Raw genomic sequence first — 23626 nt, 5'->3', positions numbered from 1 at the left:
GGCCGTGGGCGGAGCGACGATGGACGGACGGGTGCCTCGCGATTTCGAGACCTTGCGCACGACGATCCTGGAGCGGCGCACCAGTCTGCCCAAGCGCATCGCGCAGATCGCCGCCTATGCGCTGGACAATCCCGACGACATCGCCTTCGGCACGGCGGCGAGTATCGCGGCTTCCGCCGGCGTCCAGCCCTCGACGTTGATCCGCTTCGCCCAGCAGCTCGGCTTCGATGGTTTCACTAGCCTGCAGCAGGTGTTTCGCGAGCGGCTGCGCGAACGCAATTCCTCCTATGACGAGCGGTTGGCGGCACTGCGCGCCAAGGCCGAGGAAGGCGCTGGACACCGGGCGATCTTCGACGGCTTCGTGGCTGCCGCCAGCACCTCGCTCAGCGACATTTCGCGCGCGCTGAACGATGCGCATTTCGAACAGGCGATCACGCTGCTGGCAAAGGCCGAGACAATCTATGTGCTGGCCAAGCGCCGCTCCTATCCGGTCGCCTCCTACATCGCCTACGCGCTTGGCAAGCTCAAGATCCGCAACCAACTGATCGAGTCGGCCGCGGGCTTGAACGCCGAGATGATCGGCTTCGCCACGCCGCGCGACGCCGTCATCGCCATCAGCTTCTCGCCTTACGCGCCTGCGACCATCGAGGAGACGCGCTCGATCGCCGAGCAGGGCGTGCCCATCGTCGCCATCACCGACAGCTCGTTCTCGCCGCTCGCCCAATTCGCCAAGGTCTGGTTCGAGGTGGCCGAATCCGATTTCGGCGGCTTCCGCTCTTTGTCGGCGACGATGGCGCTTGCCATGGCGCTGACCGTTGCCGTCGGCGAAAAGCGGCGCGACGCCGGCCGCAAGCGCAAGGCCTGAGCGGCCCCGAACGGGCGTTTTTCCATCAGGGAACACTCATTCCATATTGACTATGGATTGGAATTATTATTTCATATTGACGGTGCCACGCCGCCGTTCGCGCGTGCTGCCCAAAACGACGCTGCTCTGCACAACAAAGCCGATGGGAGGTTCGAATGGGCGAAGCCGTGGAAGCGAAATATCCGCCGCTCGACGTCATCACGATCGGCCGCGCCTCTGTCGATCTCTACGGCCAGCAGATCGGCTCGCGTCTGGAGGACATAACCTCCTTCGCCAAGTCGGTCGGCGGCTGCCCGGCCAATATCTCCGTCGGCACGGCAAGGCTCGGCCTGCGCTCGGCGCTGCTCACTCGCGTCGGCGACGAGCAGATGGGCCGTTTCATCCGCGAGCAGCTCAGGCGTGAGGGCGTCTCGGTCGACGGCCTGAAGACCGACAAGGAACGGCTGACGGCGCTGGTGCTGCTTTCCGTCGAGGACGAAGGCGTCTCGCCGATGATTTTTTATCGTTCGGATTGCGCCGATATGGCGCTCGCCGAAGAGGACATCGACGAGGCTTTCATCGCCTCGGCGCGCGCCGCGGTCGTCACCGGCACCCATTTCTCGCGTCCCAACTCGGATGCCGCACAGCGCAAGGCGATCCGTTTGATGAAGGCCAAGGGCGGCAAGGTCGTGTTCGACATCGACTACCGCCCGAACCTCTGGGGGCTCGCCGGCCATGCCGAGGGCTTCGAGCGCTACGTCAAGTCGGACCGGGTCTCGGCGCAGCTGAAGACGGTGCTGCCCGATTGCGACCTCATCGTCGGCACCGAGGAGGAAATCATGATCGCCTCCGGCGCCGACGATTGTCTGAGCGCGCTTAAGACGATCCGCACGCTGTCGGCCGCTACCATCGTGCTCAAGCGCGGTGCCAAAGGCTGCATCGTCTATGACGGGCCGATCAGCGACGACCTCGAGGACGGTATCGTCGGTGAGGGCTTCCCGATCGAGATCTACAACGTGCTCGGCGCCGGCGACGCCTTCATGTCGGGCTTCCTGCGCGGCTGGCTCGGCGGCGAAAGCTTTGCCACGGCGGCGACCTGGGCCAATGCCTGCGGCGCCTTCGCCGTGTCGCGCCTGCTATGCGCGCCGGAATATCCCACCTTCGAGGAGCTGCAGTTCTTTCTGAAGCACGGCAGCAAGCACTTGGCGCTGCGCAAGGACGAGGCGATCAACCACATCCACTGGGCGACGACGCGCCGGCGCGACATCCCTTCGCTGATGGCGCTCGCTTGCGACCACCGCGTCCAGCTGGAAGATGTCGCCGCCAGGGTCGGTGCAGATGTCTCGCGCATCCCCGACTTCAAGGTGCTCACCGTCAAGGCGGCGGCCAAGGTCGCCGCCGGTCGCGACGGCTACGGCATGCTGATCGATGAGAAATACGGCCGCGATGCCATGTTCGAGTTCGCCCGCCATCCCTTTGCCTGGCTCGGTCGGCCGGTCGAATTGCCCGGATCGCGGCCGCTGCGCTTCGAATTCTCGCAGGACGTCGGCTCGCAGCTCACCGAATGGCCGGTCGACCATTGCATCAAGTGCCTCTGCTTCTATCATCCGGATGATCCGGAGGCGCTGAAGACAGAGCAGCAGCAAAAACTGCGAGCCCTGTTCGAGGCGGCGCGGAAAGTCGGCAGGGAACTGCTCGTCGAGATCATCGCCGGCAAGCACGGCACGCTCGACGACACCACCATTCCGCGCGCCCTTGAAGAACTCTATGCGCTGGGCATCAAGCCCGACTGGTGGAAGCTCGAGCCGCAGGCCTCGGCAGGCGCCTGGGCCAGGATAGAGCAGGTGATCGTCAAGAATGATCCGTGGTGCCGCGGCGTCGTGCTGCTCGGTCTGGAGGCGCCGCAGGATGAGCTGGTCGCCGCCTTTGCCGCCACCGCCAATGCGCCGATCGTCAAGGGATTTGCAGTCGGTCGCACCATCTTTGTCAATGCCGCCGAACAATGGCTGGCCGGCAAGATCTCGGATGACGAGGCTGTCGCCGACATGGCCTCGCGCTTCGAGCAATTGACCGAGGCATGGCTTGCAGCGCGCGGCCGCAAAGCAGCATAAGAAGAACGGGCAGCATATTAGGCGGCACAGGGAAAGCCGGAGGAAACGACAATGACCAACACCGTTCGCCTGACGATGGCGCAGGCGCTGACCCGCTTTCTCAGCCGCCAGATGACCGAGATCGACGGCAAGAAGGTGCCGATCTTCGGCGGCGTCTGGGCGATCTTCGGCCACGGCAATGTCGCCGGCATCGGCGAGGCGCTCTACCAGGTCCGCGACGAGCTGCCGACCTTCCGCGCCCATAACGAGCAGGCGATGGCGCATGCGGCGATTGCTTACGGCAAGGCGAATTTCCGCCGCCGCTTCATGGCCGCGACCACCTCGATCGGCCCCGGCGCGCTCAACATGGTGACGGCTGCGGCGCTCGCCCACGTCAATCGCTTACCGGTGCTGCTGCTTCCCGGCGATGTCTTCGCCAACCGCTTGCCCGACCCGGTGCTGCAGCAGGCCGAAGATTTCTCCGACGGCACGGCGAGCGTCAACGATTGCTTCCGCCCCGTCTCGCGCTATTTCGACCGCATCACGCGGCCGGAGCAGATCATCCCGGCGCTGAACCGCGCCATGCAGGTGCTGACCGATCCGGCCGAATGCGGCCCGGTCACGCTTTCGCTCTGCCAGGACGTGCAGGCGGAGGCCTATGATTATCCGGAAAGCCTGTTTGCCGAGCGCGTCTGGACGCCGCGCCGGCTGCGCCCGGATCGCAACGAACTGGCCGTCGCCGTGGCGGCCCTGAAGAACGCCAAGAAGCCGCTGGTGATCGCTGGCGGCGGCGTCCTCTATTCGCAGGCTTCCGGAGAGCTGGCCAAGCTGGTGCAGGGCGCCGGCATTCCGGTTTGCGAGACCCAAGGCGGCAAATCCTCGCTGCCCGACGATCATCCGCTCAACATGGCGGCCGTCGGCGTCACCGGCACATCAGCGGCCAACCGGCTGGCGGAAGAGGCCGATGTGGTTCTTGCCGTCGGCACCAGGCTGCAGGACTTCACCACCGGCTCCTGGGCGCTGTTCAAGAATGCCGGCCGCACCATCATCGGGCTCAATACCCAGGTCTTCGATGCCGGCAAGCACTGGGCGCTGCCGCTGGTTGCCGACGCCACCGAGGGGCTCGCCGAGCTTTCCGCCGCGCTGAAGGGCTGGAAGGCGCCGACCGCCTGGACCGACAGTGCGCTGAAGGGCAAGACGGAATGGCAGGCTGCTGCCGCCAAGGTGACGGCCTCGACCAACGCCGCCTATCCCTCCGACGCGCAGGTGATCGGCGCCGTGCAGCGCGCGATGGGCTCGGGCGTCACGCTTTTGCATGCCGCCGGCGGGCTGCCCGGCGAATTGCACAAGCTCTGGCAAGCGGGCGCGCCCGGTTCCTATCACGCCGAATACGGCTTCTCGACCATGGGCTACGAGATCGCCGGCGGGCTCGGCGTCAAGATGGCGAAACCCGACCAGGAAGTCGTCGTCATGGTCGGCGACGGCTCCTATCTGATGCTCAATTCCGAGATCGCGACGTCGGTGATGCTCGGCCTGAAACTCACCATCGTGTTGCTCGACAATCGCGGCTATGGCTGCATCAACCGGCTGCAGATGGCGACCGGCGGCGCCAACTTCAACAATCTCCTGAAGGACGCTCGCCACGAGGTGATGCCCGACGTCGACTTCGCCGCCCATGCGGCCAGCCTCGGCGCCGTCGCCGAGAAGGTGGCCTCGATTGCTGAACTCGAGACGGCGCTCGCCAAGGCGAAGGGCAACGACAAGACCACCGTGCTGGTCATCGACACCGATCCGCTGGTGTCGACCGAGGCCGGCGGCCACTGGTGGGATGTTGCCGTGCCGGAAGTCTCGTCGCGGCCGCAGGTGAACGCCGCGCGCAAGGCGTATGACGAGAAAAAGCTCATGCGGAGCTTAGGTGATTGAAGCTGGCACTGCCCCTCACCCTTGCCCTCTCCCCGTAAAGAACGGGGAGCAGGGGGCCGCCACCGCTGAAGCCTGTCCCTTCTCCCCCTCATTTCCAGGGAGAAGGTGCCGGCAGGCGGATGAGGGCAGCGCCGATGAGCGAAAGTTGAACGATCCAAACCTGGAGTGACGACTTGAAAGCCAAACTGGGCATGTCTCCCATCGCGTGGTGGAACGACGATCTCGTGGAATTGAGCGATGATGTGTCGCTGGAGGAGTGTTTGCGCCAGTCGCGCTCGGCCGGCTTCACCGGCATGGAGATGGGCCGCCGCTTCCCCAACGACCCGAAGGTGATGCTGCCGATCCTGAAAGAGGCCGACGTCACGCTCTGCGGCGGCTGGTTCTCCGGCACGCTGGTCGATGACGACCTGGCAAGCAACAAGGATCGCATCCAGCCGATGATCGACCTGTTCAAGGCGGTCAACGCGCCCTGCATCGTCTATGGCGAGGTCGGCCGCTCCATCCAGGGCGACCGCTCCAAGCCTCTTGCCACCAAGCCAAAGCTTTCGGCCGACGAGATGAAGGCCTATGCCCGCCGCGTCACCGAATTCGGCGAATGGTGCGCCGACCAGGGTATGCCGCTTTCCTACCATCATCACATGGCGGCCGTGATCGAGACCGAGCCGGAACTCGATTCCTTCATGCATCATTCCGGCGAGGGCATCCCGCTGCTGCTCGATGCCGGCCACCTCGCCTTCGCCGGCGGCGATGTGTTGCGCGCCATCGGCAACCACCACAAGCGCATCAACCACGTCCATGTGAAGGACGTGCGCATGAACGTGATCGACGGGCTCGACCGCACGAAACAGTCCTTCCTCGATGCCGTTGCGCTCGGCGCCTTCACCGTGCCCGGCGACGGCTCGCTCGATTTCGGCGCGATCGTCCAACGCTTCGCCGACTACGGCTATGAAGGCTGGTTCGTGGTCGAGGCCGAGCAGGATCCGAAAAAGAACCCGCCGCTGAGGATGGCTGAGGTCGGCCATAAGGAGCTGATGCGGGTGATGACGGCCGCCGGCTATACGGTCGAGACGCAGGGCTTCCCGGCGTAAGCGGTGGATCGTCCGGCCGCTCGCTCTATCTGATGCGTTTGGACAAGTCCCGGATTGGCGCGATGAAAGACTATGAACACCCCTTCTTCCGACCGCTGTGGCGGCGCATTGCCGTCGTCGCCGTCTGCCTAATCTGGTCGGTGATCGAATTCGCCTCCGGCACGCCGTTCTGGGGGGTAATCGCGCTCGGCTTCGCCGGTTACGCGGTGTGGCAGTTCTTCTACCTCTACAAGCCGGCCGAGGAGCCCAAGCCTCCGGCCGAGCCGAAGGAATGACCCAGGAGACAAAAATGTCGAAACTGCTCGTCAAGGCCGACAAGGGCCACGGCCACGTCGCCCACGTCACCCCGCAAAGCGCGGGCTGGACTTACGTGGGTTTCGATCTCCACCGGTTGCGGCCGGGCGAGACGGCCGCCGGCAAGACGGGCGAGCGCGAGGTCTGCCTGGTGTTCGTCACCGGCAAGGGCAAGGCTGCGGCCGGCGGCAAGGATCTCGGCCTGCTCGGCGAGCGCATGTCGCCCTTCGAAGGCAAGCCCTGGTCGGTCTATGTGCCGCAAGGCTCCGACTGGGCAGTGACCGCCGACACCGAGCTGGAGCTTGCCGTCTGCTCGGCGCCCGGTCTTGGCGGCAGCCTGCCCGCCCGCGTCATTGCGCCCGACGATCTCGGTCAGGAAGTGCGCGGCAAGGGCACCAACACCCGCTACGTCACCAACATCCTGCCCGAGGGCAAGCCGGCCGACTCGCTGCTGGTGGTCGAGGTCATCACGCCCGGCGGCCATACCTCCAGCTATCCGCCGCACAAACACGACCAGGACAATCTGCCGGCCGAGTCCTATCTCGAGGAGACCTATTATCACCGCCTCAACCCGCCGCAGGGTTTCGCCTTCCAGCGCGTCTACACCGACGCCGACAGAAATGGCGTGCGCGATCTGGACGAGGCGATGGCGATCGAGGACGGCGATGTCGTGCTGGTGCCGAAGGGCTACCACCCGTGTGCGGCCTGCCACGGCTATGATCTCTATTATCTCAATGTCATGGCCGGCCCGAAGCGGACATGGAAATTCCACAACGCCGCCGAGCATGAGTGGCTGATGAAGGCGTGAGATTTTTCATAGCCCTCAACCTGTTGGTCCAGTTCGGGAAAATCGTCGGCTAAGGACCGCCGGAGCCTGGGTTGCCTTCGAAAACCCATGAAAGCTTCGTCAATCCGTCATGGAAATCACCTATGGCAGCGGTCTGACGAGGATTTTCGATGCGCTATGCCATTTACTTTACCCCGAGGCAGGATGAGCCGCTGGCGCGGATTGCCGCTAACTGGCTGGGGCGCGACCCGTTCGGCGCGCCGACGCGGCCGGTCGAGGGTGTGGGTGACCTGTCGGCGGCGGAAGTTGCCTTCCACACCGCCTCGGCACGGCGCTATGGGTTCCACGCGACGCTGAAGGCGCCGTTCCGGCTGGCGCCCAGCGAAACGGAAGCCTCGCTGCGGGCGGCGCTCGACGATTTCGCCGAGGCCACGGCACCAGTCGTCGTCCCGCGTCTGGTCGTCGGCCAGATCGACGGCTTTTTCGCGCTCGTGCCGGGAAGTCCTTTCGAGCCGCTCAACAGTTTCGCCGGCGAGGTCGTGCGCGCTTTCGACCGCTTCCGTGCGCCGCTGACCGAGGCCGAGATCGAGCGCCGCAGCCCAGACTCGCTGAAGCCGGATGAGTTCCGCAACCTCTGCCAGTGGGGTTATCCCTACGTCTTCGAGACGTTCCGCTTCCACATGACGCTCTCCGGACGGGTCGGGCCACAGGAAAGCCCGCGCCTTCGCGCTGCAATCGACAGCCTGTTCGCGGATGTGCTGCAGCGTCCGGTGCCGGTGGATGCGCTGACGCTGTTCGTCGAAACCGAACCGGGCGCGCCCTTCATGGTGCTCTCGCACCACGTGCTTGGACGCGGCCCGGCCAGAAAAACCGCCTGATGTCCGCCCGCCTGAGATAGGACTGCTGAAATGACCGCCGAGACCGTTTTGAACAATGCCCGCATCGTGCTGCCCGACGAGATCGTCGCGGGCTCGCTGCTGCTGCGCGATGGGCTGATCGCCGCGATCGAGCTGGGTGCGGCCCGCACCGGCGAGGACATGGGCGGCGACTACATCATCCCAGGTCTCGTAGAACTGCACACCGATCACCTCGAAGGCCATTACGCGCCGCGTCCGAAAGTGCGCTGGAACCCGATCGCCGCCGTGCTCGCCCACGATGCGCAGGTGGCGACCGCCGGCATCACCACGGTGCTCGACGCCTTGCGCGTCGGCATGGACGAGGATGCCGACCTGAAGTCCGACGACGTGCGCAAGCTCGCCGATGCGATCGAGGACAGCGTGCGCCAGGATCGGCTCAGGGCCGACCACTTCATCCATCTGCGCTGCGAGGTCTCGGCGCCGGACTGCCTCGAGGCCTTCGCCAATTTCGAGACCGACGACAGGGTGAAGCTCGCCTCGCTGATGGACCACGCGCCGGGCCAGCGCCAGTTCGTCGATCTCGAGACCTACGCCTATTACTACCAGCGCAAACTGAAGCTGACCGACCGCGACTTCGAGAAATTCTGCGCGAAGCGTATGGCCGAATCGGCCAAGAATTCCGGGCCGAACCGCGTCTTCATTTCCGCCGCCTGCCGCGAGCGCGGCATCGTGCTTGCCAGCCACGACGATGCGACAGCCGGCCATGTCGACGAGGCGGTGGAGCAGGGTGTGCGCGTTGCCGAATTCCCGACCACCGAGGAAGCAGCGAGAGCCTCGAAGGCGGCAGGGCTCGGCGTGCTGATGGGCGCGCCCAACGTCATGCGCGGCTCCTCGCATTCGGGCAATGTGTCGGCGCGCTCGCTTGCCGGCGACGGTTTGCTCGACATCCTGTCGTCGGACTATATCCCCTTCAGCCTGATTCAGTCCGCCTTCTTCCTCGGCGATGTCGTGGAAGGCATTTCGCTGCCGCAGGCGGTCGCCATGGTCTCGAAGAACCCGGCGGAAGCGGTCGGCCTTAGCGATCGCGGTGTCATCGAGCCCGGCCGGCGCGCCGACCTCGTGCGCGTGCGCGTCGACCAGCATGTGCCGGTCGTGCGCAACGTCTGGCGTCAGGGCAGGTGCGTCGCATGATGGTTTCTGCGCTGATCGAACGCGAACTCACCGAAACGCCTCCGATCCGCAACGGCGTGTTCGTCGCGGTGGTCGGGCCGAGCGGCGCCGGCAAGGACACGGTGATCGGCTACGCCAAGGCGCATTTTGCCGGCGAGACGCGGCTGGAGTTCGTCCGCCGCGTCATCACCCGTCCGAGCGACTCCGCCAGTGAGGACCACGATACGCTGGCCGACGCCGCCTTCGCCGAGGCGGAAGCGGACGGCGCCTTCGCCATCTGCTGGGACGCGCACGGCCTGCGCTATGGCCTGCCGGCCGATGTCGATTGGGCGATCGCCAATGGTCATGTTGCCGTTGCCAACGTCTCCCGTGCCGTCATCCCGTTGCTGCGTGAGCGCTATGCCAACCTGGCGGTGGTCGAGATCACCGCTGCGCCGGAGATCCTCGCCGAGCGGCTGGCGGCGCGCGGCCGTGAATCGCGCGGCGAGGTGCTGGCGCGTCTGGCGCGCAGCACCAGCGTGACGCTTTCCGGGCTGGATGTCACCTCCATCGACAACAGCGGCGCCAGAGAGATCGCCGGCGACCGTTTCGCCGAGGTGCTGCGCAAGGCGATGGCGTTTTCGGACCTTTCGGACATGATCTGAGGTGTATTGATTCAGGTGATGCCGGCTTGCGAGTGGGAGGTTGGGCCGAGACTTGTTGATGTCGGCGCCAACGTCCAAAAAATGTGTGCAGCACGCGAAGTTGAAATCTGCCCCGCTGCCTGCCGAGATCGGACGAGGGAAGCTACTCCGCCGGCGCGCCGGCGACGTTCCGGCGCGACGCCTCCATCATCCGGCGCCGGGCGCGGAACACACCCCACTGCTGGTCGACCAGCACGCCGATCAGGATCACGCCGCCCATCACCGCGAAGTTCAGGGAGGACGGGATGCCGAGCAGATTGACGAGGTTTTGCAGTTCCTGCAGCAGCACGGTGCCGAGGATGACGCCTACCAGCGAGCCCTCGCCGCCGCGCAGCGAGAAGCCGCCGAGCACCGCCGCGGCGATGGCGTAGAGCTCATAGAACTGGCCGTGGCTCGCCGGCGAGATCGAGCGCGTGTACATGGCGAAGTAGATCGCCGACAGCGCCGTCAGCACACCGCAGATCACGTATGCCGCGATCACCACGCGTCCGGTGCGGATGCCCGAATACTTCGCCGCTTCCTCATTCTTGCCGATGGCATAGAGATAGCGCCCGAACACCGAGCGGTGCAGCACCACCCACATGATGATGGCGATCACGATCAGCGCGATGAAGGAATTCGGCAACCCGCCGGAGCGGCCGGCGGTCAGGAATTCCAGATCCGGGAAATTCTGGCCGAAAGCGAAGCCCGCCGTGCCGTCGGCGGTGTAGAAACGGGCGACGCCGCGGTAGATCAGCAGGCCGCAAAGCGTCACCACGAAGGGCTGCATCTTGAGCCGCGTGATCAGCCAGCCATGCACGAAGCCGATGATGGCGCCGAGCACGATGATCAGCACGAAGGCCAACGGCCAGTCCATCTCGCGCACGGCGATGAAGTCGATGAACAGCGTGCCGAGCAGCGCGATCAGCGAACCGACCGAAAGCTCGATGCCGCCGGTGATGATGACGAAGGCCTGGCCGATCGAAAGGATGCCGAACAGCGCGACCAGGTTGGAGGTGTTGGCGAGATTGATCGTCGACAGGAAGCGCGGATTTATAGCCGTGACCACCGCGCCGACCACCAGGATCAGGACCAGCAGGCCGAGGTCTTTCTTGCTCATTACGCTCCTCCCGCGGCTTGCGCCAGCTTCGGCTTCTTGCCCACCGCCAGCAACAGCACGTTCTCCTGGCTGAAATCGTCCCGGTCGAGAATGCCGGAGATCTGCCCCTCATGCATGACCGCGATGCGGTCCGAGACGCCGATCACCTCTTCCATGTCGCTGGAGATCATCAGCACCGCGACGCCGGCATCGGCCAGCGCCCGCATCAGCGCGTAGATCTCGGCCTTGGCACCGATATCGATGCCGCGCGTCGGCTCGTCGAGGATCATCACCTTGGGGTTCATCGCCAGCCATTTGGCCAGAACCACCTTCTGCTGGTTGCCGCCGGACAGCGTGCCGGTGCGGCTCAGGACCGACGGCGCCTTGATACCGAGATCCTTCTTCTGCTTCTCGGCGGTGGCGAGCTCCGCGCTGGTCGACACCAGCGAGCGCTTCGCATGCGCCGGCAGATTGGGTAGCGAAATGTTCTGCGCGATCGAGAGATCGAGCAGGATGCCGGTCAGCTTGCGGTCTTCCGGCACCAGGAAGATGCCGCTCGCCACCGCGTCGGCGGCCGATCCGACATTGAGCGCCTTGCCGTCCAGCGCGACACTGCCGCCGAGCCGCTCGTCGATGCCGAACAGGACGCGCGCGAGCTCCGTGCGGCCGGAGCCGACCAAGCCGGCAAGCCCGAGGATTTCGCCGCGCCGAAGCGCCAGGTCGACCGGGTGGTCGGGATAGACGCTGGTGCGCACCGCTGTCGCCGAAAGCGCGACGCCGCCGGGCGCGCGCCCTGCCTCCGCTGCTTTCTCGCGCTCCTTAAGCATGCGCCCGATCATCAGCTTGACCATCTGGTCGTGGTTGATGTCGCTCTTCGGCAGCGTGCCGGCCAGCATGCCGTCGCGCAGCACCACGACGCGGTCGGCGACCCGCTCGACCTCGTGCAGGCGGTGCGAGATGAAGATGACGCTGATGCCTTCCGTCCGCAGCCCCTTGATCACGTCGAGCAGCTTTTCGGTCTCGGCGATCGGCAGGCTGGAGGTCGGCTCGTCGAGGATCACCAGCCGCGCCTTGATCGACAGCGCCTTGGCGATCTCGACCATCTGCTGCTGCGCCAGCGACAGCGAGGCGACCGGCGCGTCGGCCGAGAAATTGGCGCCGACGCGTTTCAGGAGCGGCGCCACCATCTCGCGCAGTTTGGCGCGGTCGACCAGCTTCAGCGGCCCGGCCTTCAGCGGCTCGCGGCCGAAGAAGATGTTGGCGGCGACGTCGAGATTTTCGAACAGGTTGAGCTCCTGATGCACGAAGGCGATGCCGGAGCCGATGCTGGCTTCCACGGTCAAGCCGTCATGCGCGACGCCGTCGACGGTGACGGAGCCGCTGTCCGGCCGCGTCACGCCGCCGAGGATCTTCATCAATGTCGATTTGCCGGCGCCGTTCTCGCCGACCAGCCCGATCACCTCGCCCGGCCTGACCTCCATCGAGAACCCGTCCAACGCCACCACGCCGGGATAGGTCTTGCGCACGGCCTCGAGGCTCAGGAACGGAGCGGATTGGACGATGGATGGGTCGGAATAATTCATCACGCCATTGTTCATCGCGCTTATCGGCAGCCGGTGGGCTGCAGACTGACGGGCCGCATGCGGCCCGTCAATACTGACGCCGGCTCAAGGCGAAGCTTGAGCCGGCGCAACTGTGCATCCATTACTTGCCGGCCATCGCCTTCAGGTTGGCGGCATAAGCATCGACATCGTCCTTGCCGATGATCTTGGTCGGCACGATGATCAGGCCGTTGGCCGGAATGCCCGACTTGTCGCCCTTGAGGTAGGCGGCCATCAGCTTCATGCCTTGATAGGCCCATTCGAAGGGTTGCTGCACCACGGTCGCGGCCACCGTGCCTTCCTTGACGCCGCCCAGCGTGATCGGATCGTCGTCGAAGCCGACGACGGTGATCTGGCCGAGCTTGCCGGCGTCGCGCAGCGCCTCATAGATGCGCGGCGTGTTGTAGGAGTAGAAGCCGACCATGCAGGTGATGTCGGGGCTGGCGACCAGCGCATCCTCGACATTCTTCTTGGCCCGCGCCTGGTCGATGTCGTCGCCGCGCACGTCCACCAGCTCGATCTTGCTGCCGGCAAGCCCCTCCTTCATGCCCTCGATGCGCTCCTTGGCATTGTCGGCGCCGAGCAGGCCGACGAAGCCCAGGCACTTGCCGCCGTTCGGCATCGCCTTCTTGGCGATCTCGGCCGCCTGCTTGCCGGCATCGACGTTGGACGAGCCGATATAGGCGACGCGCTTGGTCTGCGGGGCGTCGCTGTCGGTGGTGAACAGAGCCGTCTGCGACGCGATCTTGTTCAGCCCGTCGGTCGAGGTCTTGGGGTCGACCGCCGACACCATGATGCCCTTCACGCCGGCCGTCACCAGGTCGTCCATCAGGCGCTGCTGGATGGCGACCGACGACTGCTCGGGATATTTCAGCTCGAGATTGTAGTCGGGCAGTTCGCCCTGCGCCTTCTTCACGCCGGCTTCCGCCGCCTTCCAGAAGTCTGACGCGCCGTTGACGACAAAGGCCAGCGTCGGCTTGTCGTCGGCGCGCACGGCTGCGCTGGCCGTCAGGCCAATAGCCAAGGCCGCCGCGGCGACGGACGCGTTGCGTATCATGGATTTCATGCTTCAACCTCCCTTTTGAAACTCATCGCTGCTGTCTCGGCTGCGGCCTGGACGCCCTCCTCCTCAAGGGTCTTGCACCTAAGTCCGGGGCCGATCCAGCCGCGACCGAAACACTAGACACAGATTTGACGTTCGTAAATAGTCCGATTTGTCTGACATTTTCGTGAGGACGAGGGCAGCCCTCTTCCGGCAAATTGCCGGGCAGCGAACCTGCGCTCCTCCCAGATGCCGTCGCCGCAGCTTGCCCGGCGACGCGTTGACAGTAGATCGCTTAGCGATATTAGTAAATAGTATTAGTCGCGGGTTCGGCCAGGCGCCCCAACCACGGCGAACCGGGTGCCGCGGTGGGCGCCGGCGGAAGCAGCATTTGCGCTGGTCGGGTCGGCAAAACTGGTGAAAACTGACAGCTTTGCTGACCTTTTTGGCCATTTTGTCGCCGCGTGCCGTGGCTGGCGCCAACGCCCTTTCATGTGATAATAGTTATAAGCATTCCTGCTGGGTGGCGGGCTTTGCGTAACAGCCCGGCAGGTTTGGGAAACGACCATGAGCGAACCGACGCACCTCCGCGATCCACGGGAAACGTCCAGACGCCGCAAGGCGCCGGCCAAGCCCAAGGGCCGTGTCACCATGACCGATATAGCGAGGGCCGCCGGCTGCTCGCAGGCGACGGTCTCTTTCGTGCTCAACGATTCGCCGGGCATCAGACTGTCGCAGCAGACGCGCGACCGCGTGATCGAGGCAGCCAGAGCCCTGGGCTATTCGCCGCCGGTCTTTTCAGCGTTGCGTCCGCCCGTCACGCCCTTCGAAGGGCTGGACGGCGTCATCGGCTTTGCCGTCGACCAGCTCGCCACCAGCCCCGAGGCGGTGGTGGCCATCGAGGGCGCGCGCCAGGCCTCGTGGAATGCCGGCAACGTGCTCCTGGTGGCGCAGACCATGGGTGACACCGTCATGGAGCCGCGTGCCATCCAGGCGCTCACCCGGCGCGGCCTCTCGGCGCTGATCTACATGACCATCTTCACCCGCGAGATCACCGCGCCCGAGTTCCTCTACAGCCTCGACATTCCGGTCATCCTGCTCAACTGCTACACCGCCGACTATGCCTTCCCGGCCGTGGTGCCTTCCGAGATCGCCGGCGGCCAGAGCTCCACGCGGCATCTGATCAGCCGCGGCCACCGCCGCATCGCCACCATCACCGGCGAACCGTGGATGCAGGCGGCGCAGGATCGGCTGAAGGGCTATCGCCGCGCTTTGGCCACCGCCGACATCCCCTTCGATCCGGACCTGGTGGTGGAGGGCGACTGGTCGGCCAGCGCCGGTTATGCCGCGACGGTGAAGCTGCTTGCGCTGAAGGACCGCCCGACCGCCATCTTCTGCCAGAACGACCGCACGGCGATCGGCTGTTACGAAGCGCTGAAGGAGGCGGGCCTGCATATCCCTGGCGACATTTCCGTGATCGGCTATGACGACGAGGAGATCGCCCGCCACCTCTTCCCGCCGCTGACCACATCGATCCTGCCGCATCTGGCGATGGGCCAGTGGGCGATCGAGCAATTGGAGGCACCGCCGACGCCCGGCCGCGGCCGCTATCCCATCACCAAACTTGAATGCCCGCTGGTGGAGCGCGAGAGCGTGGGAGCGTGCCTCGCACAATTCCGGTGACCCCGTCTTGATCCAGGCCTATGATGGATTGCGCGTGTTCCTTTCCCGACACAGGAAAAACGCTCGTGTGGCCGAACCGTCGTTTATGCGATCTCTTAAAGATCGAGCACCCGATCATCCAGGCTCCGATGGCCGGCTCGGCGACTCCGGAACTCGCCGCCGCAGTGAGCAACGCCGGCGGGCTGGGATCGCTCGGCTGCGCATCGATGCTGCCGGACGGCTTGCGCACCGCTGCGCGCCAGCTGCGCGCCTCGACCGAGCGTCCCTTCAACCTCAATTTCTTTGTTTTTCCCAGACCGGACACCAGCGACGCCGTACTGACCCAGGTCATCGACAGGTTGCGGCCCTACTACGAGGAGCTGTCGCTCGACGAACCCTCGCGGAGGCTTCCGCCGAGCGGACCGGGTTTCGACGAAGAAAAGCTTGAACTGCTGCTCGAGATCCGGCCACCGGTCGTCAGCTTCCATTTCGGCATTCCGGACGCGGCCGCGGTCGCCAAGTTGAAGCAGTCGGGGATCGTGGTTCTCAGCACCGCGACGAATGTCGCCGAGGCGCGCCAACTCGCCGACGGCGGAGCCGACGCGGTCATAGCGCAGGGCTGGGAGGCAGGTGGCCACAGGGGATCGCACGCCCCCAACCGTCCCGGTGACGGCGTGGGAACGTTGGCGCTGGTTCCCCAGGTCGTGGATGCCGTCAAGCTGCCGGTCATTGCCGCCGGAGGCATCGCCGACGGCCGCGGCATAGCGGCCGCCTTCGCGCTTGGCGCCAGCGGCGTGCAGATCGGCACCGGCTTCCTGTCTTGCGACGAGGCCGGCACCGACGGACCGCGCCGAGCCCTGATCCGCGCCGCCACGGACATGGACACGATGGTCACCGATGCCTTCACCGGCCGCGCGGCGCGGGCAAGACGCACCCGCTTCGCCTTGGAGATGGAGGTGAACCGGGCGCGCCTCCCCGACTTTCCGCAAATGGTTGCGCTCAGCGCTCCGCTCGGCGAGGCCGGTGCAAAAGGAGATTTCGCCTTTCATCTCTATGGGCAGGCGGCCGCCTTGAACCGGGAGCTTCCTGCCGGCGAATTGATGCAGACGCTCGTGGCCGAAACCGGTGAGGTGTTCGAAGCGCTCTCGACCGGCAAAACGACGCCTGCGTGAGCGAAGTCTCCACTCGTAGACGCCGCGGACAGGTTGCAATCCGGACTGCGAAAAGATCGGCCGGCAGGCAGGCATGCCATCCGGGCGCGATCGATGATGCTGGCATGGGCGGCATGGGGCGGCCGCCCAACTCGGCCAGTTTTGCCGCCATATGCGCTCTGGTGATCTGCGGCTGCGAAGCGCACATGGCGATCTCGATCACGCTGCGGAAACACGTCGGCATCCTCGCTTGCGGCGGCGAAAAGCCGGGCCATGACTGGATTCGGCGGCGGACTGGCAACGCCTCCGCCGGCGCGTTCATCTCGGCGATCCGGGCTCGCTCGGCGGCAATCTGTTTGCGATAGAGCGGACTGGCGCTCGGCCTCGGTATCGTATGCTCCTGCCAACGCCCACCTGTGCGATCTCGGGACCGAGGCTGGTTTCGTTGCTTGGCATGGTTCCCGCGTGGGTCTAGGCTGAAACCAGCAAGGGAGGACGGGATGACATCAAGCTTCACCGTTCACGCCGCATTCGGCTATGAGCAACTCATGGGCCGCTGGAGCCGCAGGCTCGCGCCCAAGTTCATCGACTTCGTCGGCATGGCCGGCGGCGAGAAGATCCTCGACGTCGGCTGCGGCACCGGCAGCCTGACCTTCGAACTGGCGAAGTCGCGCGATCTCGCCGAAATCCAGGCCATCGACTTCTCATCCGTCTTCGTCGCGGCGGCGAAGGAGAGGAACACCGATCCGCGCATCACTATTGAGCAGGCGGACGCCACGGCGCTGCCTTTCGAGGACAATGTGTTCGACCGTGCGCTGGCGCTGCTGGTGCTTCACTTCGTGCCGGAGAGCGGCAAGGCGGTGGCCGAGATGCGCCGCGTAACGCGGCCGGGCGGCGTGGTCGCCGCCGTTGTGTGGGACCATCTTGGCGGCATGCCGGCCATGCGCATGATGATCGACACCGTTGCCGCGCTCAGCGAAAGCGGCCGCCAGATGCGCAATCGCTACTGCTTCCAGCCGATGCTGCAGCCCGGCGAAATGAAGCGGACCTTTGTCGAACAGGGCCTCGCCGACGTCACCGAAACCGAACTGATGGTCCGCATGGATTACCAGAACTTCGACGACTACTGGGCGCCGATTGCCGCCGGCGAAGGCCCGCTCGGCAAATATATGACCACGCTCGACGCAGCCGAGCGGACCCGCACGGAGGCTGCAGTACGCGATGCCTATGAGGCCGGTCGTGCCGATGGGCCGAGGTCTTTCGCCAGCGTCGCCTGGGCCTGCCGCGGCATCGTGCCCTGACCTTCAGCGCCATCTGAGCTGCGCGCGGACGGCGTCGCGGGAACTGCGGTCGCCTAGCCGGCCAGTGCCAGCAGCCAGCGGTGCCAATAGATGGCGCACCCGACAGGATTCGAACCTGTGACCTCTGCCTTCGGAGGGCAGCGCTCTATCCAGCTGAGCTACGGGTGCTTCCCAGGAAACCGGAAAACGAACCAGCCGGTGAGCCGGCCAGCCACGGCTTCTTAGCGGAAGCGCGTGCTAGCTTCAACGGGCAATTGGCTTGGCGGGATATTCGCCGTAGCGGGCAGGCTCGCATTCGTCCGGTGGAGGTGCTGGAGTCGAGAGCGAGCGGTCCCAACTGATGTAGGCTCGGAGGCCGGCGGCCCCACTTCGGCAATGCATCGCGACTTCCGAGCGTTGTTCAGGCGCAAGCTCTCGCCAGCCCTCACCCCTCCACCTCGCTCTTCACCGCTCTCCGCTGCACCCCTCTTGTCGCCCGCTTCTGCTTCTTGGCGGTCAGTTCGTGCATGGCGTCGAGCTGCATCTGCTGCATCTCGGCCAGGCGCTGCCATTGGCGCGAAATCAGGTAGTCGAGCTTTTCGTGCAGGTGCCGCACTTCGAGCTCGGCCTTGAGGTTCACCCGGTAGTCGTTGAAGGAGCGCAGCCGGTCCTTCGCCTCCTGCCGCTTCTGGCTCATCATGATGATCGGCGCCTGGATAGCGGCGATGCAGGATAGGAGCAGGTTGAGCAGGATGAATGGGTAGGGATCAAAGGCGGCGGCCGCGCCCTCGAAGAGGTTGAGGCCGATCCAGATCAGAAGCACCGCCGCGAACGAGATCAGGAACCACCAGCTGCCGCCGAAGGCCGCCATGTCGTCCGAGACGCGGTCGGCGAAGGAGCGGCGCTCCTCGAACTCTTCTTCCGAGTTCTCCGAGATCGTGTCCTGTCTGGCGATCGATTCCACCACCTGGCGGTCGAGCTCGGAGAATTCGCCATGCTCCTGCTGCAGCAATTCCTCCATGTAGCGCATGCGGTAGCGGGCGAGCTCCTCGCGGCTGATGCGGGCGCCGCGCGGCAGGTCGGGATGGTCGGAGCGGATGCGGTCGGCGAGGCTCGGCCTCAGGTCGTCGACGCGCACCAGGTCGCGCTTGCGGAACTTCCGGCCGCTGATCGCCGACGGTTTTTTCTTGGGCTTTGCGCGCGCCGCGCCGGGCAGGTGCGGCTCCGAATCCGGCACCTCCGGCGCTTCGAGGATCTCGTCCGCCGCCTCATGCTGATCTTCCGGCACGGTGGCCGCCTCGAGATATTCGCCGCCCGAGTCGTTTTCATTGTCGGCTATTGTCTGCGCGGATGCCTTGGGGTCGCCGGCCATGCTCAGTGCTCCTCTTCTCGGGCTTCGATACGATACGCCGAGCCGGCGCGGCATATCCATCGCGACTGTGAAGCTGGTGTGACCGAACAAGTTCTTGTGATGGAGTGGATCTGCTTTCGGCGCGCACAGACATAGATCCAATTCTGGGAGATTTGGTTGAAATCCGCCTGCCGGCACCTTCTCCCGTATGCGACGGGGAGAAGAGGCTGGCCGCAAGCTCGGCGCCTTTCCTGCAACGCTGGCGATTGGCGAAACCGGCGATGAGAGCGCCCCTCTCCCCGTCACTTACGGGGAGAGAATGCCGGCAGGCAGGCGAGGGGCAGCGCCACCGTCGAAAGCATTGGTCCTGCCTCACCGGCGCCACGTCACCACCGGCGGGCCTATCTGGGCCGGTCGCTTGAGCAGGTCGCCGCCACCCGGGCTTCGCTACTGCGCCGGCAAACCCGGCAGCGACGAACTCGGCGCTTCCAAACCGGGCGCCGGCACTCCCGCCGCCGGCAAACCCGGAAGCGCCGAAGCGGCGGGCTGCTGGCCGGCATACATCAGCCGTGTCTGGGCATCGGCGCTCATCGGCGACAAGCTGCGCTGGATCAGCGCCTCGACATGGTCGTTGCGCTGGCGCGCGCTTTGGGCGCCCATCACGACCACGATCAGATGCCTGCCGTCGGCATTGTAGGAGGTGACGATGTTGTAGCCGGAGGCGCGGATATAGCCGGTCTTGATGCCATCGACGCCACGCACCCGTCCCAGCATGTCGTTATGGCCGCGCACCAGCCGGCCGCGGAACATGAAATCGCTTTCGGAGAAATAGTGGAAATGCTGCGGGAAGCGGCGCTGGAGCGCGATGCCCAGCACCGCCATGTCGCGCGCCGTGGTCACCTGGCCGTCGTCGGGCAGGCCGCAGGCGTTGCGGAAATTGGTGCTGGTCATGCCGAGCTGGCGCGCCTTGGCGGTCATCATGGCGGCGAACTGCTCCTCGCTGCCGCCGCCGAGATATTCGCCCACCGCCACCGCCACGTCGTTCGCCGACTTCACCACCATGGCGCGGATGGCGGAATCGACGTCGATCGTCTCGCCGTGCCTGAAGCGCAGCTTCGTCGGCGGCTGCGAGGCGGCGTGGTTGGATACTGGGATCTGCATATCCTTGCTCACCCGGCCGCTCTCCAGCGCCTCGAACAGCATGTAGAGCGTCATCATCTTGGTCAGCGACGCCGGATAGCGCTGCGCCGTCGAATTGACCTCGAACAGCGTCTTGCCGGTCGAAGCGTCGACCACGATCGCGGCATATTTCTGCGGCTGCGCCGGCACGGCCAGCACGGTTTCCGGCGGCGCGGCGGTGGTGCAGCCGGCAATGAGGAGCAGCAGCACCAGCGCGGTCATCAATTTCTGGAGGAGCGAAAGCGGAGTGGACAAGATTGTTCAAAAACGGTTGCTGAGATGCGGCGAAGCTAGCGTACCGCATCCGCTCCGTCCAACTGGTTAACGGCGGGAATGAGGCATTTGCCCAGCTTTTGGCGGTTTGCAGGAGGTTGAATTGCCTTCAAGGTCGGCAGCGCCGAGTTCGACAATTGGTGGCATTCGCCTGATGCAAAATGCCTATCGCCCTGCTTGCGCCGCTGCCGCCGGTCAGGCTTTGTTGTCACCGAAGATTCGAGGTTTGGTATGGACACCCTCAGCATCAACGCAAAAGGCATCTCGGTCTCCCTCGATCTCGCCGTCGGCCACATCGCCTCCCTGGAAATCGAGGCCGATGGCCGCCGCCTAAAACCGCTGCACCGCGCGCCCTGGGTCGGCTCGCCGCGCGCGACGTTGCCGCAAAACCTCCCCGAAGGCACGGTGCGCCTGTCCGGCGACTTCCTCTGCGCGCCGTTCTCCACCAGCGATGTCGAAGCTGCTCCCCTCCACGGTTGGACGGCCAACAGCGAGTGGGATGTCGTCGAAAGCAGTGCCATCGCCGGCGGCTGGCGCGCCGTCTTCCGCTTGCGCCGCAAGGTGATGGGTGCTTCCGTCGACAAGGTCTTCACGCTCCGCGACAACCATCGCTTCCTCTACCAGGAACACATCTTCTCCGGCGGTTCCGGCGCCATTTCCGTCGCCCACCATCCGATGACGGCGATGCAGGACGGCGGCCGGCTCGCCTTCACGCCGAAACGTCTGGCGGTCACGCCTGAGACCCCTCTGGAGCCCGATCCGGCGCGCGGCCGGTTTCGTCTGGCCTATCCCGCCCGCACCACCGACCTCACCCGTTTCCCGCTCGCGGCCGGCGGCACCGCCGATCTCGCCGACTACCGCATGGAAGACCGGCGCGAGGATTTCATCACCCTGGTCGAGGCCGATCATGGCGGGCCGGGCTGGACGGCGCTCGCCCGCCGCGCCGAGCAGGATCTGGTGCTGGTGCTGAAGAATCCGGCCGAGCTGCCGGTCACCATGCTGTGGTTCAGCAATGGCGGGCGCGACTACGCGCCCTGGAGCGGCCGCCATGTCGGCGTGCTTGGCATCGAGGACGGCCGCGCCGCGGTCGGCCACACCGCCTCGCTCGGCGACAACTGGCTGAAGCATGAAGGCGTGGCGACGGCCTTCGCGCTTGCCGAAGGGCGCAGCGTCTCCTTCCGCCATGTCATCGGCGCGGTTCCGGCAGCGGACGTCGAACCGCCAAGCGGCCTGGAACAAGCGACCGATCGACTGCGCATCCTTGCCCAGAATGGTTCAGCGAAGGAGATACCGTTCGACGGCGAATTCCTGCGCATCGGCCGTTCCGTGCCCGCCTGAGGCCCTTGCTCCGCCATAGGATGACGACCGATCTCAAGGGCGTGCGGCAGCGGCTTTATAACCGTTTGAAATTTCTCCCCAGTGCCGCCAAGATGCGGCCGGAGTCGCTAGCGAAGAGGCGCTGATGTCCGACTTAGCCCATATCACTGCCGCCATCTTCAAGCGCGCCGGCAAGGCCAGGCGTTTCGTCGTTGCCATTGCCGGCCCGCCGGGAGCCGGCAAGTCGACCATATCGGGCAGGCTGCATGAATTGCTGCCGGAGGGCACGTCCGAAGTCGTGCCGATGGACGGCTTCCACTATGACGACATCGTGCTCAACCGGCGCGGCCTGCGCGCGCGAAAAGGGGCGCCGGAAACCTTCGATTTTGCCGGCTTCGAGACGCTTTTGAAGCGGATCCGCTCCGGCGAGCCGGACATTGCCATTCCGGTCTTCGACCGCAGCATCGAACTCTCGCGCGCCGCCGCCGAGATCATTTCCGCCGACACCAAGTTCATCCTGGTCGAGGGCAACTATCTGCTGCTCGACGAGGAGCCGTGGTCGCGGCTGGCAGAGCTGTTCGATTTCACCATTTTCGTCGATGTCCCGCGCGACGAGCTCGAGCGCCGGCTGATGGAGCGCTGGCGCGGCCATGGCAAGTCCGACGAGGACGCCCGCGCCTGGATCGCCTCCAACGACATGCCCAATATCGAGCGCGTGCTGGCGCGTCGCCGGGAGGCCGACCTGGTGATTGGTTAACCTGCTCAATTTTCACCAGTTTCGGGCGGGAACCTTAAGATTTACAGGTCGTTATCTCCATGACCCGAATTGTCCGGCACTGACGCGATTCCAGGAAAGTGTGTAACGGTTTCCGGAATTGCGCGATAACAGGGAACCGTCTTATGGCAACCAAGACCAGAAAACCCGCGCCTGCAAGAAGCAGAGCCAATCAATCCAGAGTTGGTGCCGCTCCGGCGACCGCCGAGCGCTCCAAGGACGCCAAGCCAAGCTTCGGCAAGGCGGCGCCCAAGAAGGTCTCGCCCGGCACGGCGCACAAGGCCCCCGCGAAGGCCGCCAAACCTCATAAGCCAGCGGCAAGGTCGGGGCCGATCCGCACTGTGGCAAGCGTGGCGACCGGCGCGGTGGTGGCCACCGCGCGGCTTGCCGCATCCGTGCTCGGCCGAGGCGGCGCCAAGGCCAAGCCCAAATAGAGCGACTCAGCTCCTGACCGGGATAGTCAGGCCCCTCTGCACGGCGGGCCGTGCGAGGCCGCGCTCCAGCCATGCCGCGACACCGGGGAAATCGTCGAAGCCGACCAGATCGCGCGCTTCGTAGAAGCCGATCAGATTGCGCACCCAGCCCAGCGTCGCAACATCGGCGATGGTGAACTCGTCATCCATGATCCATTGCCGGCCCTTGAGCCGCGTTTCCAGGACGCCGATAAGGCGCCGCGACTCGTCGCGATAACGCTCCAGCGGCCGCTTGTCGGCGATCTCGCGCCCGGCGAATTTGTTGAAGAAGCCGACCTGTCCGAAGATCGGGCCGATCGCGGCCATCTGGAAGAACACCCACTGGATCGTCTCGTAGCGCCGGATGGGATCGGCCGGGATCAGCTTGCCGGTCTTGTCGCTGAGAAAGAGCAGGATGGCGCCGGATTCGAACAGCCCGATCGGCTTACCGCCGGGCCCGTTCGGATCGATGATCGCCGGTATCTTGCCGTTCGGGTTGAGCGACAGGAACTCCGGCGTCCAGCTCTCGTTCTTGCCGATGTCGACCGGATGCGGTTCATAGGGCAGGCCGATCTCCTCCAGCGCGATCGAAATCTTCACGCCGTTGGGCGTCGGCCATGAATAGAGCTGCAGGCGATCGGGATGCTTGGCCGGCCAGCGCTTGGCGATCGGAAAGGCGGACAGGTCGGTCATCGGGGCTCCGGATGCGGATGGGCGCGTGGCGGCGCG

Annotated in this window: 22 protein-coding genes and 1 tRNA gene; 16 read left to right on the top strand and 7 right to left on the bottom strand. The window is 65.3% G+C overall.

Annotated features, from left to right (window positions below; genetic code table 11):
• Positions 1 to 19: 19 nt before the first annotated feature.
• From P9217_RS10150 to phnN, 9 genes are all read left to right on the top strand, one after another.
• Positions 20 to 865 (top strand): MurR/RpiR family transcriptional regulator, encoded by an 846-nt coding sequence (locus tag P9217_RS10150; protein ID WP_067323921.1) that lies wholly within the window; start codon positions 20 to 22, stop codon positions 863 to 865.
• Between the two features lie 155 nt (positions 866 to 1020).
• A complete protein-coding gene (gene iolC, locus P9217_RS10145; protein ID WP_127240034.1) occupies positions 1021 to 2955 on the top strand; it encodes a 5-dehydro-2-deoxygluconokinase in 1935 nt (644 codons plus the stop codon).
• Between the two features lie 51 nt (positions 2956 to 3006).
• A complete protein-coding gene (gene iolD / locus P9217_RS10140; protein WP_127215321.1) occupies positions 3007 to 4857 on the top strand; it encodes a 3D-(3,5/4)-trihydroxycyclohexane-1,2-dione acylhydrolase (decyclizing) in 1851 nt (616 codons plus the stop codon).
• 173 nt (positions 4858 to 5030) lie between these two features.
• A complete protein-coding gene (gene iolE, locus P9217_RS10135; protein ID WP_278086078.1) occupies positions 5031 to 5945 on the top strand; it encodes a myo-inosose-2 dehydratase in 915 nt (304 codons plus the stop codon).
• Positions 5946 to 6007: 62 nt separating this feature from the next.
• Complete coding sequence (locus tag P9217_RS10130; protein ID WP_067003268.1) at positions 6008 to 6220, top strand: hypothetical protein; 213 nt, start codon at positions 6008 to 6010, stop codon at positions 6218 to 6220.
• 14 nt (positions 6221 to 6234) lie between these two features.
• Positions 6235 to 7047 (top strand): 5-deoxy-glucuronate isomerase, encoded by an 813-nt coding sequence (iolB, locus tag P9217_RS10125; protein WP_095825587.1) that lies wholly within the window; start codon positions 6235 to 6237, stop codon positions 7045 to 7047.
• A gap of 149 nt (positions 7048 to 7196) precedes the next feature.
• Positions 7197 to 7904 carry a DUF1045 domain-containing protein gene (locus tag P9217_RS10120; protein WP_095799078.1) on the top strand — a complete coding sequence of 236 codons (708 nt, stop codon included), beginning with the start codon at positions 7197 to 7199 and terminating at the stop codon, positions 7902 to 7904.
• Between the two features lie 30 nt (positions 7905 to 7934).
• Positions 7935 to 9074 carry an alpha-D-ribose 1-methylphosphonate 5-triphosphate diphosphatase gene (locus P9217_RS10115; RefSeq protein WP_278052251.1) on the top strand — a complete coding sequence of 380 codons (1140 nt, stop codon included), beginning with the start codon at positions 7935 to 7937 and terminating at the stop codon, positions 9072 to 9074.
• Positions 9071 to 9697, top strand: coding sequence for a phosphonate metabolism protein/1,5-bisphosphokinase (PRPP-forming) PhnN (phnN, locus tag P9217_RS10110; protein WP_278086079.1), 627 nt, complete (start codon positions 9071 to 9073; stop codon positions 9695 to 9697). Before P9217_RS10115 ends, phnN begins: the two co-directional genes overlap by 4 nt.
• Before the next feature lie 142 nt (positions 9698 to 9839).
• Here the strand turns inward: phnN and P9217_RS10105 are convergent, their stop codons facing one another.
• From P9217_RS10105 to P9217_RS10095, 3 genes are all read right to left on the bottom strand, one after another.
• The gene (locus P9217_RS10105) at positions 9840 to 10835 is read right to left on the bottom strand and encodes an ABC transporter permease (protein WP_278086080.1); all 996 of its coding nucleotides are present in this window, start codon (positions 10833 to 10835) and stop codon (positions 9840 to 9842) included.
• Positions 10835 to 12397: a sugar ABC transporter ATP-binding protein gene (locus P9217_RS10100; RefSeq protein WP_278086924.1), complete on the bottom strand. Its 1563-nt coding sequence runs from the start codon at positions 12395 to 12397 to the stop codon at positions 10835 to 10837. The genes P9217_RS10105 and P9217_RS10100 overlap by 1 nt, the downstream gene beginning before the upstream one ends.
• Positions 12398 to 12518: 121 nt before the next feature.
• Positions 12519 to 13481, bottom strand: coding sequence for a sugar-binding protein (locus P9217_RS10095; RefSeq protein ID WP_067323936.1), 963 nt, complete (start codon positions 13479 to 13481; stop codon positions 12519 to 12521).
• 627 nt (positions 13482 to 14108) lie between these two features.
• Between P9217_RS10095 and P9217_RS10090 the strand changes: the two genes are divergently transcribed.
• The 4 genes from P9217_RS10090 to P9217_RS10075 all read left to right on the top strand — a co-directional run bounded on the left by P9217_RS10090 (position 14109) and on the right by P9217_RS10075 (position 17571).
• Positions 14109 to 15140 carry a LacI family DNA-binding transcriptional regulator gene (locus P9217_RS10090; RefSeq protein WP_095799446.1) on the top strand — a complete coding sequence of 344 codons (1032 nt, stop codon included), beginning with the start codon at positions 14109 to 14111 and terminating at the stop codon, positions 15138 to 15140.
• A gap of 65 nt (positions 15141 to 15205) precedes the next feature.
• A complete protein-coding gene (locus P9217_RS10085) occupies positions 15206 to 16291 on the top strand; it encodes a nitronate monooxygenase (RefSeq protein WP_278086081.1) in 1086 nt (361 codons plus the stop codon).
• A 104-nt stretch (positions 16292 to 16395) separates the two neighbouring features.
• Complete coding sequence (locus P9217_RS10080) at positions 16396 to 16635, top strand: hypothetical protein (RefSeq protein WP_278086082.1); 240 nt, start codon at positions 16396 to 16398, stop codon at positions 16633 to 16635.
• A 135-nt stretch (positions 16636 to 16770) separates the two neighbouring features.
• Positions 16771 to 17571, top strand: a complete 801-nt coding sequence (locus tag P9217_RS10075; RefSeq protein WP_278086083.1) for a class I SAM-dependent methyltransferase — start codon at positions 16771 to 16773, stop codon at positions 17569 to 17571.
• 91 nt (positions 17572 to 17662) lie between these two features.
• Here P9217_RS10075 and P9217_RS10070 read toward each other — a convergent pair.
• The 3 genes from P9217_RS10070 to P9217_RS10060 form a co-directional block, all read right to left on the bottom strand.
• Positions 17663 to 17739, bottom strand: a tRNA-Arg gene (locus tag P9217_RS10070).
• A 256-nt stretch (positions 17740 to 17995) separates the two neighbouring features.
• The gene (locus tag P9217_RS10065) at positions 17996 to 18922 is read right to left on the bottom strand and encodes a DUF1003 domain-containing protein (RefSeq protein WP_278086084.1); all 927 of its coding nucleotides are present in this window, start codon (positions 18920 to 18922) and stop codon (positions 17996 to 17998) included.
• 426 nt (positions 18923 to 19348) lie between these two features.
• Positions 19349 to 20302: a D-alanyl-D-alanine carboxypeptidase family protein gene (locus P9217_RS10060; protein WP_278086925.1), complete on the bottom strand. Its 954-nt coding sequence runs from the start codon at positions 20300 to 20302 to the stop codon at positions 19349 to 19351.
• Positions 20303 to 20584: 282 nt separating this feature from the next.
• Between P9217_RS10060 and P9217_RS10055 the strand changes: the two genes are divergently transcribed.
• The 3 genes from P9217_RS10055 to P9217_RS10045 all read left to right on the top strand — a co-directional run bounded on the left by P9217_RS10055 (position 20585) and on the right by P9217_RS10045 (position 22879).
• On the top strand, positions 20585 to 21691 hold the full coding sequence (locus tag P9217_RS10055; RefSeq protein ID WP_278086085.1) for a hypothetical protein: 1107 nt from the start codon (positions 20585 to 20587) through the stop codon (positions 21689 to 21691).
• A 124-nt stretch (positions 21692 to 21815) separates the two neighbouring features.
• Entirely contained in the window at positions 21816 to 22427 is a 612-nt protein-coding gene (locus tag P9217_RS10050; protein WP_127216826.1) for a nucleoside triphosphate hydrolase, read from the top strand.
• A 143-nt stretch (positions 22428 to 22570) separates the two neighbouring features.
• On the top strand, positions 22571 to 22879 hold the full coding sequence (locus tag P9217_RS10045) for a hypothetical protein (protein WP_278086086.1): 309 nt from the start codon (positions 22571 to 22573) through the stop codon (positions 22877 to 22879).
• Between the two features lie 6 nt (positions 22880 to 22885).
• On the opposite strand, the gene P9217_RS10040 is transcribed toward P9217_RS10045, so the two are convergent.
• The gene (locus tag P9217_RS10040) at positions 22886 to 23590 is read right to left on the bottom strand and encodes a glutathione binding-like protein (RefSeq protein WP_278086087.1); all 705 of its coding nucleotides are present in this window, start codon (positions 23588 to 23590) and stop codon (positions 22886 to 22888) included.
• Positions 23591 to 23626: the final 36 nt, after the last annotated feature.

This window comes from Mesorhizobium sp. WSM4989, from assembly GCF_029625795.1.
Classification (GTDB): domain Bacteria; phylum Pseudomonadota; class Alphaproteobacteria; order Rhizobiales; family Rhizobiaceae; genus Mesorhizobium.
Note: the sequence above shows the minus strand (reverse complement) of the source record. Positions and strands in the feature narration are given on the sequence as shown.